Origin of the sequence: Bradyrhizobium sp. CCBAU 45394, from assembly GCF_028128655.1 — a bacterium.
GTDB lineage: Bacteria > Pseudomonadota > Alphaproteobacteria > Rhizobiales > Xanthobacteraceae > Bradyrhizobium > Bradyrhizobium diazoefficiens.
In genome coordinates this window covers 21,644-36,903 of record NZ_LBIX01000157.1, presented here as the reverse complement: position 1 = coordinate 36,903, position 15,260 = coordinate 21,644, and the positions used below count along the sequence as shown (strand labels likewise).

Below are 15,260 nucleotides of genomic sequence, written 5' to 3'. Positions count from 1 at the left end.
TCATGCGCCCTGCCACGCGCGCAGTGCTCGCATCGCTATTTTTCCGCGTGTCTCGACACCTCCGGCAAGCCGCACCATCATTCCCTGGCGTGAATGAATGACGGCCGCATGCGGCCGGGAGTGTGGAATGCAGCGTCGTGACTTTCTGAGACTTTCCGTTGGAACGGCAGCCGCGGCTGCGGTCGCCTCGCGCGTCCGCGCGCAAGGCGCGGTGAAGGAAATTCGTATCGGCTATCAGAAGAACGGCGTGCTGGTCATCACGCGCCAGCAGGCCGCCCTGGAAAAACATTTCGCAGCCTTAGGCATCGAGGTGAAATGGGTTGAGTTCTCCTCCGGCCCGCCGATGATGGAGGCGATGAATGTCGGCAGCGTCGACTACGGCGCGGTCGGCGATTCCCCGCCGGTGTTCGCGCAGGCCGCGGGCGCCGCGATCGTCTATGCCGCCGGCCAGCCCATCACCAACGGCCAGGGCATTCTGGTGCCGAAGGATTCGCCGATCCGCGCCATCGCCGAGCTGAAGGGCAAGCGCGTCGGTTTCACCAAGGGCTCCAGCGCCCACAACATCGTGGTGCAGACGCTGGAGAAGGCGGGCCTCACCTATGCCGACATCACCCCGGTCTATCTGACGCCGCCTGACGCCGGCCCCGCCTTCGCCAACGGCAGCATCGAGGCCTGGGCGATCTGGGATCCGTACTTTGCGATCGGCGAGACGAGGCAGAACGGCCGCATCCTGATCAACGCGCGCGAGGTCACCAAGACCAATTCCTTCTACATCGCCAACCGCGACTTCGCGAAGAACCACGGCGCCATCCTGCAACAGATCGTCGACGTGACGACCGCGACGGCCAAATGGGCCGAGCAGCACCGCGACGAGGTCGCCAGATCGCTGGCGGCGGTGACAGGCATTCCCCTGGAGATCCAGACCATCGCGGCGAACCGCTCGGCCTTCGTGGTCGGTCCCGTCACCGACGACATCGTCGCGACCCAGCAGGGCGTCGCCGACCGCTTCCACAAGCTCGGCCTGATCCCCAAGCCGATCGTGATCCGCGACATCGTCTGGCGCAACCCGGCAGCCTGATCGTGCCGACCAATCTCCCCGTTTCAAAAGGTCTAGACATGAGGCGCATCGTTCAACGCGTGATCGCAGCCATCGTCATGTCGATCAGCATCGTCGCGGCCGCCGTCGGCACGACCTACGGCTAGTCATCGGAGCCCATCCATGAGCCAATCCAAAAGCAACATCCTCTGGTTCCTGCCGACCCATGGCGACGGTCGCTATTTGGGCACCGCGACCGGCGGCCGCGAGGTCAACTTCAACTATCTGCGCCAGATCGCGCAGGCGGCCGACCAGCTCGGCTATTTCGGCGTGCTGCTGCCGACCGGGCGGTCTTGCGAGGATTCCTGGATCGTCGCCTCCTCGGTCGCGCCGTTCACCGAGCGGCTGCGCTATCTCGTGGCTGTCCGGCCCGGCCTGCAATCGCCGAGCGTGGCCGCGCGCATGACCGCGACGCTCGATCGCATCACCAACGGCAGGCTCCTGATCAACGTCGTCACCGGCGGCGATCCCGTCGAGAACAAGGGCGACGGCATCTTCCTTGGCCATGACGAGCGCTACGAGGTCACGCGCGAGTTCCTCAACGTCTATAGCGACCTGCTGGGCGGCAAGGCCGTCAATGTCGAGGGCAAGCACATCCGCATCGAGGACGGCAAGCTGCTGTTCCCCCCGGTGCAGTCGCCGCGGCCGCCGCTCTATTTTGGCGGTTCGTCGGACGCCGGCATCGATGTCGCGGTCGATACCGTCGACAAATACCTCACCTGGGGTGAGCCGCCGGCCCAGGTTGCCGAGAAGATCGCGAAGGTGAGGGAGGTCGCGAGCGCGCGGGGCCGAAAGCTGTCCTTCGGCATTCGCCTGCACGTCATCGTCCGAGAGACCAATGAAGAGGCCTGGAGTGCGGCCAACGAGCTGATCAAGCATGTCAGCGACGACACCATCGCCGCCGCGCAGAAGAACTTTGCGCGCATGGACTCCGTCGGCCAGCAGCGCATGGCGCAGCTCCATGGCGGCAAGCGCGACAAGCTCGAGATTAGCCCGAACCTGTGGGCCGGCGTCGGCCTGGTGCGCGGCGGCGCCGGCACGGCGCTGGTCGGCGACGCCCAGACCGTCGCGGCGCGCATCAAGGAGTATCAGGACATCGGCATCGATACCTTCATCATGTCGGGCTATCCGCATCTGGAGGAAGCCTATCGCTTTGCCGAGCTGGTGTTCCCGCTGCTCTCGCTCGATCACGGCAGCAACGTGACGCGGCTGCACCACAACAGCGGTCCGTTCGGCGAGACCGTCGGCAACGACTACCGTCCCTCCAGGCTGGCATCGCAATCATGAGCCTCATCGACAGTATTTCTCTTCCGCGCCGGGTCCGCCTGCCGCGTGCGGGCGGCCTGGTGCAGTGGATCGTGCCGCTCGCCATCGTCGCGATCTGGCAGCTCGCCTGCGTCACCGGCCTCGTGCCGACGCGCGTGCTGCCGGCGCCGAGCGACGTCGCGCTCGCCGGCTGGAAGCTGCTGCTCTCCGGCGAGCTCGCGCGCAACATCTGGGTCTCGTTCTGGCGCGCCTCGATCGGCTTCCTGATCGGCGGCAGCATCGGCTTCGCCTTCGGGCTTGCCAACGGCCTGTCGCAGCTCTCGGCAAAGCTCACCGACACCACGCTCCAGATGGTCCGCAACGTGCCGCATCTGGCGCTGATCCCGCTGGTCATCCTGTGGTTCGGCATCGACGAGAGCGCAAAGCTGTTCCTGGTGGCGCTCGGGGTGTTCTTTCCGATCTACCTCAACACGCTGCACGGCATCCGCACCGTCGATCCCCAACTGATCGAGATGGGCCGTATCTACGGCATGAGCGATGGCGAATTGTTCCGCCGCGTGATCTTTCCGGGCGCGCTGCCCTCGATCTTCGTCGGCATCCGCTTTGCGCTCGGCATCATGTGGCTGACCCTGATCGTGGCCGAGACCATCGCGGCATCCTCGGGCCTCGGCTACATGGCGATGCAGGCGCGCGAGTTCATGCTGATCGACGTCGTCGTGCTCTCGATCCTGATCTACGCCCTGCTCGGCAAGCTCGCCGACAGCGCCTCCCGCGTGCTGGAGCGGGCGACGCTCTCCTGGCACCCCGCCTTCCAGAAACGTTGAGCAGAAATACTGGGAATCACATGCAGACAGCCCTTCGGACCTCCCTTCCCGAAACCGAGCTCGCCAGCCGCGCCAATTTCGCGCCTCACGCCCGCGTGGTGCGCGAGGAGCGGGTGGTGCAGGCCAGCGGCCTGCCGCTCTGCATCCGGGGGCTGCGAAAGTCCTTCGGCGACAACGAGGTGCTGCGCGGCATCGACCTGCACATCCCGGCCGGCCAGTTCGTCGCCATCGTCGGAAAGAGCGGCTGCGGCAAGAGCACGCTGCTGCGCCTGATCGCCGGCCTGGACAAGATCGATGCCGGCAGCATCAGCTTTGGCAGCGACGTCCAGCCCGAGGATATCCGCGTGATGTTCCAGGAGCCGCGGCTATTACCCTGGGCCCGCGTGCTCTCCAATGTCGAGGTCGGTCTCGGCCGCGATCGTTCATCCGCCGATGCGCATGCCCGCGCCGAGAAGGCGCTGACCGAGGTCGGCCTCGCCGACAAGCGGGGCCATTGGCCCTCAGTGCTGTCTGGCGGCCAGAAGCAGCGCGTCGCGCTCGGCCGCGCGCTGGTCTCCCGTCCGCGCGTGCTGGCCTTCGACGAGCCGCTCGGCGCGCTGGACGCGCTGACCCGCATCTCGATGCAGCGGCTTCTGGAGCGGGTCTGGCGCGACCAGGGCTTTACCGCGATCCTGGTGACCCACGACGTGTCCGAGGCGGTCGCGCTGGCGGACCGGGTGCTGGTGATCGAGGAGGGCCGGATCGCCCATGACGTCGTGGTTAACGCAGCCCGGCCCCGGGAGCGCGGCTCGGTCGAGCTTGCGGGCCTCGAAGGCTCGATCCTGAGCCACCTTTTGTCGGCGGACGATCGTACCTAAATAGAGGGAACCCCGCTTCGGGGACCACGCCATGAATGTAGTGCCTCGCGATCTCATGACTGAAATCCCCGTCTCGCCCGCCGATTTCCGCGGCGCCATGCGCCACCTCACCGGCGGCGTCAGCGTCATCACCGCCGGGCGGGGCAAGGACATCTCCGGCATGACGGTGACCTCGGTCACCTCGCTGTCGGTCGAGCCGCCGACGCTGCTGGTCAGCATCAACCGCGATGCCTCGTCCTTCCCGCTGATCCGGCGTCACGGCGCCTTCGGCGTGAACATCCTCAACGCCGACCAGCTCGACGTCGCCGAACGCTTCGCCGGCAAGGGCGGGCTCAAGGGCGCAGACCGCTTCGCCGGCGCCCGGTGGGTGACGGCGGTCTCGGGAGTCCCGCTGCTGGTCGGCGCATTGTCGGCCTTCGATTGCGAGGTCGAGGAGATCGTCGAGCGGCACTCGCACGGCATCGTCATCGGCCGTGTCAGGGACGTCAGGAGTTCGACGCGGACCGCGGCGCTTGCCTATTGGCACGGCCAGTACGTGGCGGTCGACCAGGATGAAGACGCGGCAAGGCTCGCCGAGGTCAGCCTTCCCGCGCGCACCCGGCGCGGCGTTTGATCGCCGCAAAGAGGCAGCACGCAGGCTGGCCTTTTCCCTGTCATCGCTCTAGAAGCGCCCTGAGCCTCCCGTCCGGGACGGCAACGGAGCGGAACGATGAAGCGCGTCGCGACCTGGGCCTTCTACGCCATCGGCGCGCTGGCGATCGCTTATCTCGCGCTCTACGCCTATGCCATGTTCAGCGGCCAGCCGATCATTCCCGGCGACCCCATCCACATTTTCCGCAAGCCCGACGCACCGAGTTATTCGTGACGCCCGAGATCTCGTAGGGTGGGCAAAGGCGCACTTGCGCCGTGCCCACCATCTTCGCTGCGAACGAAATGGTGGGCACGCTTCGCTTTGCCCGCCCTACGGAAGTTACGAATTCACCCTCTCAGAATCGCCAGCGCCAGCGCCTGTGCGCGCGGCACGATGCTGTCGATCTCGAGATATTCCTCCGGCGTGTGCGCGAGCCCGCCGACCGGGCCGAGGCCGCAGATGGTCGGCGTGCCGACCGCGGCGGTGAAACCGGAATCGGCGCAGCCGCCGGAGAACTCGCCCTGGAGCGTGGTGAGGCCGACCTGCCTTGCGGCGGCCTGATAGCCTTCGAACAGCGTCTTCGAGGCCTCGCTCTGCACCACCGGCACGAACTCGCCCTTGATCGTCAGCGTTGCGCTCGTGCCCGGCACATAGGAGGTCGCGACGATTGTCTCGATCGCGGCCATCACCGTGGCGCGATCTGCGGGATCGACATAGCGCAGATCGATCTGGCCCTCGGCATAGGGCGCCGTCGTATTGACGGACTGGCCGCCGGAGACGAGGCCGACATTGAGCGTGATGCCCTTGTCGAGATTGGTCAACGCGTGGACCTGGACGATCTTGTGCGCGAGCTCGCCGATCGCGCTGACGCCGGCGGCGAAATTGGCGCCGGAATGCGCAGCTTTGCCGGTGATGGCCAGATGCATGAAGATGCCACCCTTGCGGCCGGTGACGACGTTGCCTGTGGGGCGGCCCGGCTCGGAGTTGAACACCGCACGCGCGGCACGTCCTTCGCGCTCGATCACGGGTCGCGACGAGGGCGATCCGATCTCCTCGTCGGAGGTGATCAGCACCTTGATCGGGTGCGGGCTGCCGCCGAACTTGTGGAAGGCGGTCGCCACGAAGATGTTCATCACGACGCCGGATTTCATGTCGGCGACGCCGGGGCCATAGGCGCGGTTGTCGCGGATCGTGAAGGGACGCCGTCCGGCCTCGCCCTTGCCGAACACGGTGTCGCGATGGCCCATCAACAGCACCGGCTTCTCGTTGCTGCCGGGCTTTGCCACCTCGGCATGAATCGCATCGCCGAAGGTGGAGTTGCTCTCGCGCCGGAACGGGATGCCGTGCTCGGCGAAGTGCCGCTCGAACCGCGCCCCGACCGCATCGACGCCCTCCTTGTCATAAGACCCGGAATCGATGTTCACGACGTCGCGCAACAGATCGATCATCGCCTGCCGCTGCGACGCCAGCCAGTCCGTGATTTGAGCTTCAGACATGTTTACCCTCGTGTGGTTCTCACGCGGGGTTATACGGCCTTGCGCAGGCGCGACCTAGTCGGAGAACGCGGTGCGGCCATGCCGCCGTCTGCGGGTTTGGACGCACACTGTCTCCTCATCGTCGTCCTGGCGAAAGCCAGGACCCATACCGCGGAATCTACCGATGGAGGGCGGTAGGAGTACCGGACGACGAATCTTCGTCAAACTCCTCCCTGGGGTAATGGGTCCTGGCCTTCGCCAGGACGACACTGCGGATGTGGGCACCAGCCTTAACGCTTCGGCTCCGCCATCGCTTCCACACCGCGAAGCTGGGTCGCGACGGTCAGTGCGCCGATCTTCCGACCCATGTCCTTGCCGACCTCGGTCGAGAACCGGTAGTGAAAGCCGGCCCAGATGCGGGCGTTGGAGACTTCGTCGCTGTAGTCCTGGAGCCGCGACCATTTGCGCGTGACACCTGGTGCCGTGGAGCTGGTCAGCGAGAACTCGCCGAAATCTCCAACGACGCTCTGGAGCACGGTCGAAATCGCCGCCGACGTGATGCAGTGAGCACAGGGATATTCCGGATGCATCGGCGTTTCGCCGAGTGGCAGCCAGGACGGGTCGCGTGGCGTCGCCGGATTCGACGTCAGGTCGGCGTTGCGTATGGCGGTGATCGGTCGCCAGAGATTGTAATGGTATTTTGCATCGAACACCGCAACGAGGGCGTCGTTGCCGGCAATTGACGTCAGCGCGAACAGCCGGGCGCAGTCGACGAGATCCATGCCCTTGGCCATTGCAGCTTGCCTCACGATCGGATTGTAGGTGCGGGCACCGACAAAGAACCAGAATCGGCCGATCGTCGTTTGCTCCGGCGTCCGGGTTGTACTGCTTCGGCTGCCGACCTCGCGGATTTCGTTGACATCCCGGGTCCACACCTCTGAACCAAGCGCCGGCGGCGGGCCGGGGCGAAACTGCGATCCGGAAACCATGACCCAGGGCGTCGTCGCGCCCGTGGTTGAGAACAGCGGAACGGTGGTCGGAACGTACGCGCCCGGTGTCGTCAGGGGGCGGTAGGTCTCCGGAGCGGCGCTGCCATCGTTCGCACGAAGCTCGATGATCTGCATTGCGGCCTCTTTCCCGAGGCTGATGCCGGCGATCTTGGACTCGCCGTCGGCAATCGGCGCCAGAGAATTCGTCAGCGTCGCATCCAGGTCCGGCTTGAGGTCCGGATAGACCGACAGCAGCACGTCGTGGGCGGCAACTGCCGCCGCAGCTTCCCGCGACGTCGAACGATCCGCGGGCAAGGAGAGCTTGTAGGGCGCGTACCGGCGGTCGATCGCGTTGACCGCCTCGAACATCGCGACGTGCATCATGGACAAGACGCGGCTGTGGGGCGCTGGAAGAATTTGCTTCTCGGCAGCGATCGCGTCGGCCTTTGCATTCCAGTCCATGATCACGTCGGCGCGTGCCAGCGACGCCGAGGCCGCGATCAGCGCTACAATCAGCGATAAGCGGGAGATGGTCCACGAGGAGCATTTCATGGCGTGCCCTTTCGATCTGAAGGACGTTTCGCGAGGCGGCTCTGGCCGACGTCGCGTCGCGCTGCCCGCGGACTCTAGCGATCTTGATGTGGCTTGATTGTGAACTGCTTCACTTGCCGCACGCGGTTCAACCGAGAAGCAGATTTTTCTCGGCCGGCAGAACAGTGGTGTCCCGAATGGGTAGGCTTGGCTTACCGTTCGCGCCGCATTGTGCAGTCGGCTATAGTCGGCGCAAGCTGCCAGTTGGACGTGCCGAAGTCCGTAGCTCAATTTTCAAGGCAGCTCGCATGCCGTCGGCAGGCCGTGCCTTGCTCTCGTTTGAGGGCGTCTTTTCTAGGACGACATTGTCACGGTGTAACCTCAACGGAGAGAAACATGCCGTTGTTCATCTCGTACGTCTCATACTCAAATGCCGGTATCAAGGGAATGGTCGACAAGCCGGCCGATCGCACGTCGGCCATCGGCGCGCTGGTCGAGAAGGCCGGTGGGAAGCTTCAGGGAGCTTTCATGACCACTGGTCAACACGATGCAGTGCTCGTCACGGAGTTTCCTGACGGCTCCGATGCCATTGCGATTGGAATGGTGGCCGCTGCGGCTGGCGCCGTCTCCAAGATCGAAACCGTACGCGCTTGGAAGATGAGCGAGTTCAAGAGCATCGCGGAGAAGGCTTCCAAACTCGTGAGCACCTACGTTCCGCCGGGCAAGTAGACTCGCGCGGGCGCGCTATATCTCCCAACGTCGTCCCAGCCTAGTGCGCAATTCGCACTAGGCCGGGACGACACTTATTGTGTGGTGACTGGTCGCGTTCTCCTCAAAAAGAAAATGCCCGGGCCGAGCCCGGGCATTCGCATCCTCTCGATATTCGCAGAAGCCTTACGCCCCCACCATCGGCATCCGCGGGTACTCACCCGGCGTCCCGGCTGGCGTAATCGGGATGCCGCCGTCGGCGTATTCGTTGAGCTTGTTGCGCAGCGTCCGGATCGAAATCCCCAGGATGTTGGCGGCGTGGGTGCGGTTGCCGAGGCAGTGCTTCAGCGTCTCCAGGATCAGGTCGCGTTCAACATCGGCCACGGTACGGCCGACGAGCGCGCGCGTCACCTGCTCGGCGGCCATCGTGGCATGCGCCACGGCCGGTACCGTCTTGGCGAGGTCGAGGCGGTCGCCGTCCGGGGTGAGGATCGCGTCGGGTCCGATCTCGTCGCCCTGCGCCATCAGCACGGAGCGGTGCATGGTGTTTTCGAGCTCGCGGACGTTGCCCTGCCAGCGGTTGGTCGAGAGCACGCGGCGCGCTTCCGACGAGATCGGGCGCATCGGCACGCCGTTGGCTTCGGCGTACTTCTTCACGAAGTGCTGGGCGAGCTCGAGGATGTCGAGGGGACGCTCGCGCAGCGGCGGGATCTTCAGGTTGACCACGTTGAGGCGGAACAGCAGGTCCTCGCGAAACGAGCCTTCGCGCACGGCCTCGGCCAAATTGCGGTTCGAGGTCGCGATGATGCGGATGTCCACCGGCACCGGCTTGGTGCCGCCGACGCGGTCGATCACGCGCTCCTGGATGGCGCGCAGCAGCTTCGATTGCAGGCGGACGTCCATCTCCGAGATTTCGTCGAGCAGCAGCGTGCCGCCGGTCGCTTCCTCGAACTTGCCGATGCGGCGGGCGATCGCGCCGGTGAAGGCGCCCTTCTCGTGGCCGAACAGCTCGGACTCCAAGAGATGCTCGGGGATCGCGGCGCAGTTGATCGAGATGAACGGGCGCTTGGCGCGCGACGAGCGGGTGTGGACGTAGCGGGCCAGCACTTCCTTGCCGGTGCCGGATTCGCCGGTGATCATCACCGAGGCATCCGAGCCTGCGATCTGCTGCGCGAGCTTGATCACCTTGGCCATCGCCTCGTCGCGATAGACCAGCTCGCGGGAATCGTTGGCGACGGCGGCCAGCACCGCCGCGATCAGCTCCGGATCCGGCGGCAGCGGGATGTATTCCTTGGCGCCGGCGCGGATCGCGGCGACCGCGGCGCGGGCGTCGTTGGTGATGCCGCAGGCGACGATCGGGGCGTGGATGTGCTCGGCCTCCAGCCGCATCACGAGGTCGCGGATGTCGAGGGCGACGTCGACCAGCAGGAGGTCGGCGCCCTTGCCGCCGCGCAGCACGCGCATCGCCTGCTCGTGATCCTCGGCGTGGGTCACGGTGGCGCCGTTCTCCATCGCGATCTTGGTGGCGGTGGTGAGCTGGCCCTTCAATGTGCCAACGATGAGAAGCCGCATGTCAGTCTCCTGTCCGTCTGGTCGCGCTGCCGCGCGTCATTCCCTGCGTTCGCGCAATAATTACGTGCGTTCGGTCTTGATGATTTCGGTCATGGTCACGCCGAGCTTGTCCTCGACCAGGACGACCTCGCCGCGGGCGACCAGCTTGTTGTTGACGTAGATGTCGATGGCCTCGCCGACGCGCCGGTCGAGCTCGAGCACGGTGCCGGGCCCGAGCTTCAGGAGCTCGCCAACGTCCATCTTGGAGCGGCCGAGCACGGCCGAGACCTGCACCGGCACGTCGAACACGGCCTCGAGGTCGGCGGCGGCGCGCGCCGCATATTCGTCCTCGCTGTAGCCGACATCGGTGCCGGTTGGCGGCATCGGGCCGTTGAGATCGGGCAGCGGGACCTGTCCGTCGGTGTCGCTCATGGCTTAGCTCCCCCTGCGGGACGCGATATAGCGTCCGACCATTTCGTCGATCTTGGCCGCGATGGCGCCGCGCTCCAGCACGACGCCGCCATCGGCCCATTCGATCCGGCAGTCGCCGGTCGCAATCTCCGGCTCGGCCAGGATCACCAGCCGGCCCTCGAAGCCGCTCTGCTTGGCGAGCCGCTCGATCTTCTCGCGGGCGCTGTCGTAGAGCGCGTCGTTGATGCGGACGACGAGATGCGGCGTCGCGACCAGATGCGAGAAGCAGTCCTTGACCAGCGCCACGATCTCGCCGAGCGGCTCGGCGGCGACCAGGTCGGCGCACAGCTTGCGCGCCACCGCGACCGCGACCTCGACCGCCTCGGTCTCCATCTTGATCTCGATGTTGCCCATGCCCGAGGCGACGCCCCGGATCTCGATGTTGATCTCTTCCATGGCGAGCGCGACGCGGCGGTCGCTCTCGGCCTTGGCCTCGCGCTGGCCGGCGGCAAAGCCGTCCTGATAGGCCCGCGCCTCCGCTTCCGCGACCTTCTGGGCGATCTCGGCCGCGGTCGCGGCCTTCTCGCGCGTCCGGTCCGGCGCGGCGAAGTCGGTGTCGAACAGGAATTTTGCCGGAGCGGCCATCAATACACCAGTTCGTCGTCGGCGCGGTTCTTGGTCAGCATGATCTCGCCCTTGGCGGCGAGATCCTTGGCGAGGTTGACCAGCAGCGCCTGCGCCTCGTCGACGTCGCGCAGGCGGACCGGGCCCATCGCCGCCATGTCGTCCTGGAGCATCTTGGCCGCGCGCGAGGACATGTTGCCGAAGAAGAAGTTGCGGACGTCCTCGTTGGCGCTCTTGAGCGCGACGCCGAGCTTGTCCTTGTCGACGTTGCGCATCAGGGTCTGGGCCGAGCCGGAATCCAGCTTCACGAGGTCGTCGAAGGTGAACATCAGAGCCTTGATGCGCTCGGCCGATTCCCGGTTGTCCTCTTCCAGCGAGGTGATGAATCGGGTTTCGGTCTGGCGGTCGAAATTGTTGAAGATTTCGGCCATCACCTCGTGGGCGTCGCGGCGGCGGGTCTGCGACAGGTTGGACATGAATTCGGTGCGCAGCGTCTTCTCCACGCTCTCGATCACCTCCTTCTGCACCGCTTCCATCTTCAGCATGCGGTTGACGACGTCGAGCGCGAGGTCCTCGGGGAAGATGCCGAGCACGCGCGCGGCGTGCTCCGGCTTCAGCTTCGACAGCACCACCGCGATGGTCTGCGGATATTCGTTCTTGAGATAGTTGGCGAGAACCTCTTCCTGCACGTTGGAAAGCTTCTCCCACATGTTGCGCCCGGCGGGGCCGCGGATCTCGTCCATGATGCCGTTGACGCGCTCCGGCGGCAGGTATTGCTGGAGCAGCCGTTCGGTGGCGTCGAAATTGCCCATCAGCGCGCCCGAGGCCGACATGCGCGAGACGAACTCGAGCAGCATGTCCTCGACCGTGTCGACCTCGACGGTGCCGAGCGTCGACATTTCCAGCGAAAGCTGGCGCACCTCGTCGTCGTCGAGCATCGACCAGATCTTGCCGCCGTACTGCTCGCCCAGCGCCAGCATCAGGATCGCGGCGCGCTTGGGTCCCGCCACCGCCTCGGTCTTGGCGCCCGCACGGCTGCCCTGGCGGGCGCCGAGCGTCGAGATCACGCTGGTGATGTCGTTGGAGTTGGCGTTTTGCAGGTTGGCGGCCATGTCAGTTCACTTCTCGATCATTTCGCGGGTTCGGTCAGCCATTGGCGGATGATGGCGACGGTTTCGTTGGGGTTGCGTTCGGCGAGCTCGCCGACACGATGAACTGACTGGGCATGGACCTGGCCCTGGATGGTTGCGACGTCGATCGCGCTGGCGGCGCCGCCGGGCAGCAGCGCCTGGCCGGCGGCCGGCGCGGCCTCGTCCGAGGCGGCCGGGCCGGAGAGCACGCCACTGATGGCGGCGGCGACCTCGTCGGAAGCCAGGATGCGCTTGACCAGCGGGCGGATCACCATGAACAGCACGACCAGGCCGAGCAGCATCATCACGCCGAGCTCGACGAAGTACATGACGTCGTCCTTGGTGAACTGGAGCATGCCGAGGAAGCCCGACGGCTCGGCGATCGGGGCGGTGGAGGGGGCATCGGCAAAGCGCAGATTGACGACCTCGACCTGGTCGCCGCGCTTCTGGTCGAAGCCGATGGCCGAGCGCACCAGGGTCGCGATGCGGTCGAGCTGCTCCTTGGTGCGGTCCTGATAGGCCAGCTCGCCCTTGTCGTTCTTGCTGTAGATGCCGTCGACCAGCACCGCGACGGAGATGCGGTTGACCCGGCCGGCTTCGGTCACCTCGGTCTTGGTGGTGCGGGAGATCTCGTAATTGTTGGTCTCCTCGGTCTTCTTGCTCTGGTCCTTGGCCGCGACGCCGTTGTTCTGCTGATTGCCCGGCAGCTCGTTGTTGACGGTGACCTGGCCGTTGTTGTCGGCGGTCATGCTGCTTTCTTCGCGGGTCTGGGTAGAGCGCAGCACGCGGCCCTCGGGGTCGAACTTGTCCGAGGTCTGGGTGATCTTGTTGAAGTCGAAATCGGCGGAGAGCTGGACGCGGGCGCGGCCCGACCCGACCACCGAGGAGACGATGTCCTCGACCTGCTTGCGCATCCGCTTCTCGAAGGTGGTGCGGCGCTCGTCGCCGAGCGCCTGCTCCGGATCGGTCGCGGCGCCGTCGGCGAGCAGCTGGCCGGCCTCGTCGACGATCGAGACCCGCTGCGGCTTCAGTCCGTTGACGGCGGAGGCGACGAGATGGCGGATGGCCCTGATCTGCTGCGCCTCCAGCGCGCCGCGGACCCGCACCACGATCGAGGCGGACGGCTCCGGCGCCTCGCGCGAGAACAGCGGGCGCTCGGGCAGCACCAGATGGACGCGGGCGGCCTGGATGCGGTCGATGGCACGGATGGTGCGGGCGAGCTCGCCTTCCAGCGCGCGCAGATGATTGATGTTCTGGACGAAAGAGGTGGTGCCGAGCGCGTCCGACTTGTCGAACACCTCGTAGCCGACGCCGCCGCCCTTGGGCAGGCCGCCCTCGGCGAGCTTCATCCGCAGCCGCGTCACCTTGTCCTTGGGCACCATGATGATGGTGCCCTCATTGCGCAGCTCGAACTGGATGGCCTGGCGTTCCAGGTCCTTGATAATGCTGGAAGAATCTTCCACCGAGAGGTCGGTGAACAGCGTCGTCATCTGCGGCGTGGTGACCCGCATGATGACGAACGCGAAGAAGCCGACGAGCGCGGCGGTGACCGCGATCATCGCCCCGAAGCGGGCGGCGCCGATACCTTTTAAAAAGTCCGCAAGACCTTGCAAGCAACCGCCCCGAAGCTTCGATCCGCATTCCAGAGCGGTCGACTGGGCAATTATTGCCTAGGTGATGGTTTCGATATGGTTAACGAAGGTTAAGAGCTGGGACAAAAGTCGCGTCATGAAAAAAATCGGCATCGCAGGGCGAGGCCGATTTTCGTCAAAAGCCGCAGATTTCCGGATCGCTTACTGGCGATATTGCTGGATGCGGGTGGTGCGAAGACCCGCCAGACCGTGCTGGTCGATGGAAAACTGCCAAGAGAGGAATTCGTCGACCGTCAGCGTATAACGGCTGCAGGCCTCCTCAAGGGAGAGAAGTCCGCCACGGACGGCGGCGACGACTTCAGCCTTGCGGCGGATGACCCAGCGTTTGGTGCCGGGTGCTGGCAGATCTGCGATCGTCAGCGGACTGCCGTCCGGCCCGATGACGTATTTTACCCTCGGGCGATGGGGTTCTGTCATGGCGTACTCACAAACTCTCAACCACTGAACTCACGCCGTAACCCTACGCGCGGCGGCTTAAAAATCCGCTAAGCCTAAGGCTTCAATACAATTCTCGTTGAAACTTGCGGGAACACGGCCGGCCCGGAGGGCTGGAGACGTAATCTCGGCCGGCCGGGCGGGCAGAAGGTAAATACTTTACTAACAAACCGGGCCCGAGCGCGACGCTGCAAAGCTCTCAACCGTCGTCCCGGGGCGCGCGGAGCGCGAGCCCGGGACCCATAACCCCAGGGAGCAGTTTGACGACGACTCGGGGTTACGGTCTCACGCGAAAACGACGTTCTGTGGTTATGGATCCCCGCCTTCGCGGGGATGACATCTCGTGTGTGGCGGCCGCGCAGGCCTTTAATTGCTGCTCGTCGCGATGATGCTCTTCACCTGGCTCAGGGTGTAGCTGGCGCCGTCGATGGTGAGCAGCGGCGGCGACTGGGTCAGGTCGACCGACGACACCACGCCCTGCACCTGCGCGGCGATGCCGACATTGTTGTTCGCGACGTCCTTGCCCGTGGCCGAGATCGTGTACTTGCCGTCGGGCCATTGCGTGCCGTCATTGCCCTGGCCGTTCCAGGTGAAGGGAATGTCGGTGCCGGCGGCGGCGGTGTATTTGCCGGTGAATACGGTCTGGCCGCTGGAATTGGCGACGGTGATGTCGACGGTCGAGTCGCTGGGCACGTTGAGATGCCAGGTCGCCGACGAGTTCTTCATGGTCGCGGTCGAGCCGTCGACCAGCGCGGTCTTGCCGACGAAGCCCAGCGCCTGGGTCGCCTGCGTGGTCTGTTGCAGCGTGACGAGCTGGGACAGCGCATCGTTGGTCTTGAGCTGCTGCTCGACGCCGGCGAACTGCACCAGCTGCTGGGTGAACTGGTTGGTGTCGAGCGGATCGAGCGGGTTCTGGTTCTGCAGCTGCGTCGTCAGCAGCGTCAGGAAGGTCTGGAAGTTGCCGGCGAGCGTCGATCCCGTGCTCGAGCTCAGCGAGTTCGACGAGGACGATTTCGGGACGTCGGTCGTGCCGGAGACGACGGAAGGGGCGGTGGCGGCATTCGTGGTGGTCATTTGCGA

Annotated in this window: 17 protein-coding genes; 8 read left to right on the top strand and 9 right to left on the bottom strand. The window is 65.4% G+C overall.

Features of this window, described 5'->3' with window-relative positions; all coding sequences use genetic code 11:
- The first annotated feature begins 127 nt into the window (after positions 1–127).
- The 7 genes from WN73_RS17885 (at position 128) to WN73_RS17855 (ending at position 4,908) form a co-directional block, all read left to right on the top strand.
- Entirely contained in the window at positions 128–1,078 is a 951-nt protein-coding gene (locus WN73_RS17885) for a sulfonate ABC transporter substrate-binding protein (protein WP_271554050.1), read from the top strand.
- A gap of 2 nt (positions 1,079–1,080) precedes the next feature.
- Positions 1,081–1,203, top strand: coding sequence for a hypothetical protein (locus WN73_RS17880; RefSeq protein WP_257787562.1), 123 nt, complete (start codon positions 1,081–1,083; stop codon positions 1,201–1,203).
- 16 nt (positions 1,204–1,219) lie between these two features.
- Positions 1,220–2,383 (top strand): FMNH2-dependent alkanesulfonate monooxygenase, encoded by a 1,164-nt coding sequence (gene ssuD / locus WN73_RS17875; RefSeq protein ID WP_271554048.1) that lies wholly within the window; start codon positions 1,220–1,222, stop codon positions 2,381–2,383.
- Positions 2,380–3,186 carry an ABC transporter permease subunit gene (locus WN73_RS17870; RefSeq protein WP_271554047.1) on the top strand — a complete coding sequence of 269 codons (807 nt, stop codon included), beginning with the start codon at positions 2,380–2,382 and terminating at the stop codon, positions 3,184–3,186. Before ssuD ends, WN73_RS17870 begins: the two co-directional genes overlap by 4 nt.
- Before the next feature lie 20 nt (positions 3,187–3,206).
- Positions 3,207–4,043, top strand: a complete 837-nt coding sequence (locus WN73_RS17865) for an ATP-binding cassette domain-containing protein (RefSeq protein WP_271554046.1) — start codon at positions 3,207–3,209, stop codon at positions 4,041–4,043.
- A 31-nt stretch (positions 4,044–4,074) separates the two neighbouring features.
- Complete coding sequence (locus WN73_RS17860; RefSeq protein ID WP_011089744.1) at positions 4,075–4,656, top strand: flavin reductase family protein; 582 nt, start codon at positions 4,075–4,077, stop codon at positions 4,654–4,656.
- A 96-nt stretch (positions 4,657–4,752) separates the two neighbouring features.
- Positions 4,753–4,908 carry a hypothetical protein gene (locus WN73_RS17855; RefSeq protein WP_027544964.1) on the top strand — a complete coding sequence of 52 codons (156 nt, stop codon included), beginning with the start codon at positions 4,753–4,755 and terminating at the stop codon, positions 4,906–4,908.
- A gap of 113 nt (positions 4,909–5,021) precedes the next feature.
- Here the strand turns inward: WN73_RS17855 and WN73_RS17850 are convergent, their stop codons facing one another.
- Positions 5,022–6,170 (bottom strand): M20 family metallopeptidase, encoded by a 1,149-nt coding sequence (locus tag WN73_RS17850; protein ID WP_271554043.1) that lies wholly within the window; start codon positions 6,168–6,170, stop codon positions 5,022–5,024.
- A 269-nt stretch (positions 6,171–6,439) separates the two neighbouring features.
- Positions 6,440–7,690, bottom strand: a complete 1,251-nt coding sequence (locus tag WN73_RS17845) for a vanadium-dependent haloperoxidase (protein ID WP_271554042.1) — start codon at positions 7,688–7,690, stop codon at positions 6,440–6,442.
- Positions 7,691–8,065: 375 nt separating this feature from the next.
- Between WN73_RS17845 and WN73_RS17840 the strand changes: the two genes are divergently transcribed.
- The gene (locus WN73_RS17840) at positions 8,066–8,398 is read left to right on the top strand and encodes a GYD domain-containing protein (RefSeq protein ID WP_028173118.1); all 333 of its coding nucleotides are present in this window, start codon (positions 8,066–8,068) and stop codon (positions 8,396–8,398) included.
- A 165-nt stretch (positions 8,399–8,563) separates the two neighbouring features.
- On the opposite strand, the gene flbD is transcribed toward WN73_RS17840, so the two are convergent.
- From flbD to WN73_RS17805, 7 genes are all read right to left on the bottom strand, one after another.
- Positions 8,564–9,949: a sigma-54-dependent transcriptional regulator FlbD gene (gene flbD / locus WN73_RS17835; RefSeq protein WP_271554040.1), complete on the bottom strand. Its 1,386-nt coding sequence runs from the start codon at positions 9,947–9,949 to the stop codon at positions 8,564–8,566.
- A 60-nt stretch (positions 9,950–10,009) separates the two neighbouring features.
- A complete protein-coding gene (gene fliN, locus WN73_RS17830; RefSeq protein WP_028173120.1) occupies positions 10,010–10,360 on the bottom strand; it encodes a flagellar motor switch protein FliN in 351 nt (116 codons plus the stop codon).
- Positions 10,361–10,363: 3 nt separating this feature from the next.
- Entirely contained in the window at positions 10,364–10,984 is a 621-nt protein-coding gene (locus WN73_RS17825) for a FliH/SctL family protein (protein WP_271554036.1), read from the bottom strand.
- Positions 10,984–12,075, bottom strand: a complete 1,092-nt coding sequence (fliG, locus tag WN73_RS17820) for a flagellar motor switch protein FliG (protein WP_011089737.1) — start codon at positions 12,073–12,075, stop codon at positions 10,984–10,986. Before fliG ends, WN73_RS17825 begins: the two co-directional genes overlap by 1 nt.
- A 17-nt stretch (positions 12,076–12,092) precedes the next feature.
- A complete protein-coding gene (gene fliF, locus WN73_RS17815; protein WP_011089736.1) occupies positions 12,093–13,706 on the bottom strand; it encodes a flagellar basal-body MS-ring/collar protein FliF in 1,614 nt (537 codons plus the stop codon).
- 180 nt (positions 13,707–13,886) lie between these two features.
- A complete protein-coding gene (gene sciP / locus WN73_RS17810; protein ID WP_002714638.1) occupies positions 13,887–14,162 on the bottom strand; it encodes a CtrA inhibitor SciP in 276 nt (91 codons plus the stop codon).
- 384 nt (positions 14,163–14,546) lie between these two features.
- On the bottom strand, positions 14,547–15,254 hold the full coding sequence (locus WN73_RS17805) for a flagellar hook assembly protein FlgD (RefSeq protein ID WP_011089735.1): 708 nt from the start codon (positions 15,252–15,254) through the stop codon (positions 14,547–14,549).
- Positions 15,255–15,260: the final 6 nt, after the last annotated feature.

Bases quoted from the DNA above. Each gene is read 5' to 3' on its own strand.
- WN73_RS17865 (WP_271554046.1), top strand. From the start codon at position 3,207: ATGCAGACAGCCCTTCGGACCTCCCTTCCCGAAACCGAGCTCGCCAGC.
- fliG (WP_011089737.1), bottom strand. From the start codon at position 12,075: ATGGCCGCCAACCTGCAAAACGCCAACTCCAACGACATCACCAGCGTG.
- WN73_RS17885 (WP_271554050.1), top strand. From the start codon at position 128: ATGCAGCGTCGTGACTTTCTGAGACTTTCCGTTGGAACGGCAGCCGCG.
- ssuD (WP_271554048.1), top strand. From the start codon at position 1,220: ATGAGCCAATCCAAAAGCAACATCCTCTGGTTCCTGCCGACCCATGGC.
- WN73_RS17840 (WP_028173118.1), top strand. From the start codon at position 8,066: ATGCCGTTGTTCATCTCGTACGTCTCATACTCAAATGCCGGTATCAAG.
- sciP (WP_002714638.1), bottom strand. From the start codon at position 14,162: ATGACAGAACCCCATCGCCCGAGGGTAAAATACGTCATCGGGCCGGAC.
- WN73_RS17850 (WP_271554043.1), bottom strand. From the start codon at position 6,170: ATGTCTGAAGCTCAAATCACGGACTGGCTGGCGTCGCAGCGGCAGGCG.
- WN73_RS17855 (WP_027544964.1), top strand. From the start codon at position 4,753: ATGAAGCGCGTCGCGACCTGGGCCTTCTACGCCATCGGCGCGCTGGCG.
- WN73_RS17825 (WP_271554036.1), bottom strand. From the start codon at position 10,984: ATGGCCGCTCCGGCAAAATTCCTGTTCGACACCGACTTCGCCGCGCCG.
- flbD (WP_271554040.1), bottom strand. From the start codon at position 9,949: ATGCGGCTTCTCATCGTTGGCACATTGAAGGGCCAGCTCACCACCGCC.
- WN73_RS17870 (WP_271554047.1), top strand. From the start codon at position 2,380: ATGAGCCTCATCGACAGTATTTCTCTTCCGCGCCGGGTCCGCCTGCCG.
- WN73_RS17845 (WP_271554042.1), bottom strand. From the start codon at position 7,690: ATGAAATGCTCCTCGTGGACCATCTCCCGCTTATCGCTGATTGTAGCG.
- WN73_RS17860 (WP_011089744.1), top strand. From the start codon at position 4,075: ATGAATGTAGTGCCTCGCGATCTCATGACTGAAATCCCCGTCTCGCCC.
- fliN (WP_028173120.1), bottom strand. From the start codon at position 10,360: ATGAGCGACACCGACGGACAGGTCCCGCTGCCCGATCTCAACGGCCCG.
- WN73_RS17805 (WP_011089735.1), bottom strand. From the start codon at position 15,254: ATGACCACCACGAATGCCGCCACCGCCCCTTCCGTCGTCTCCGGCACG.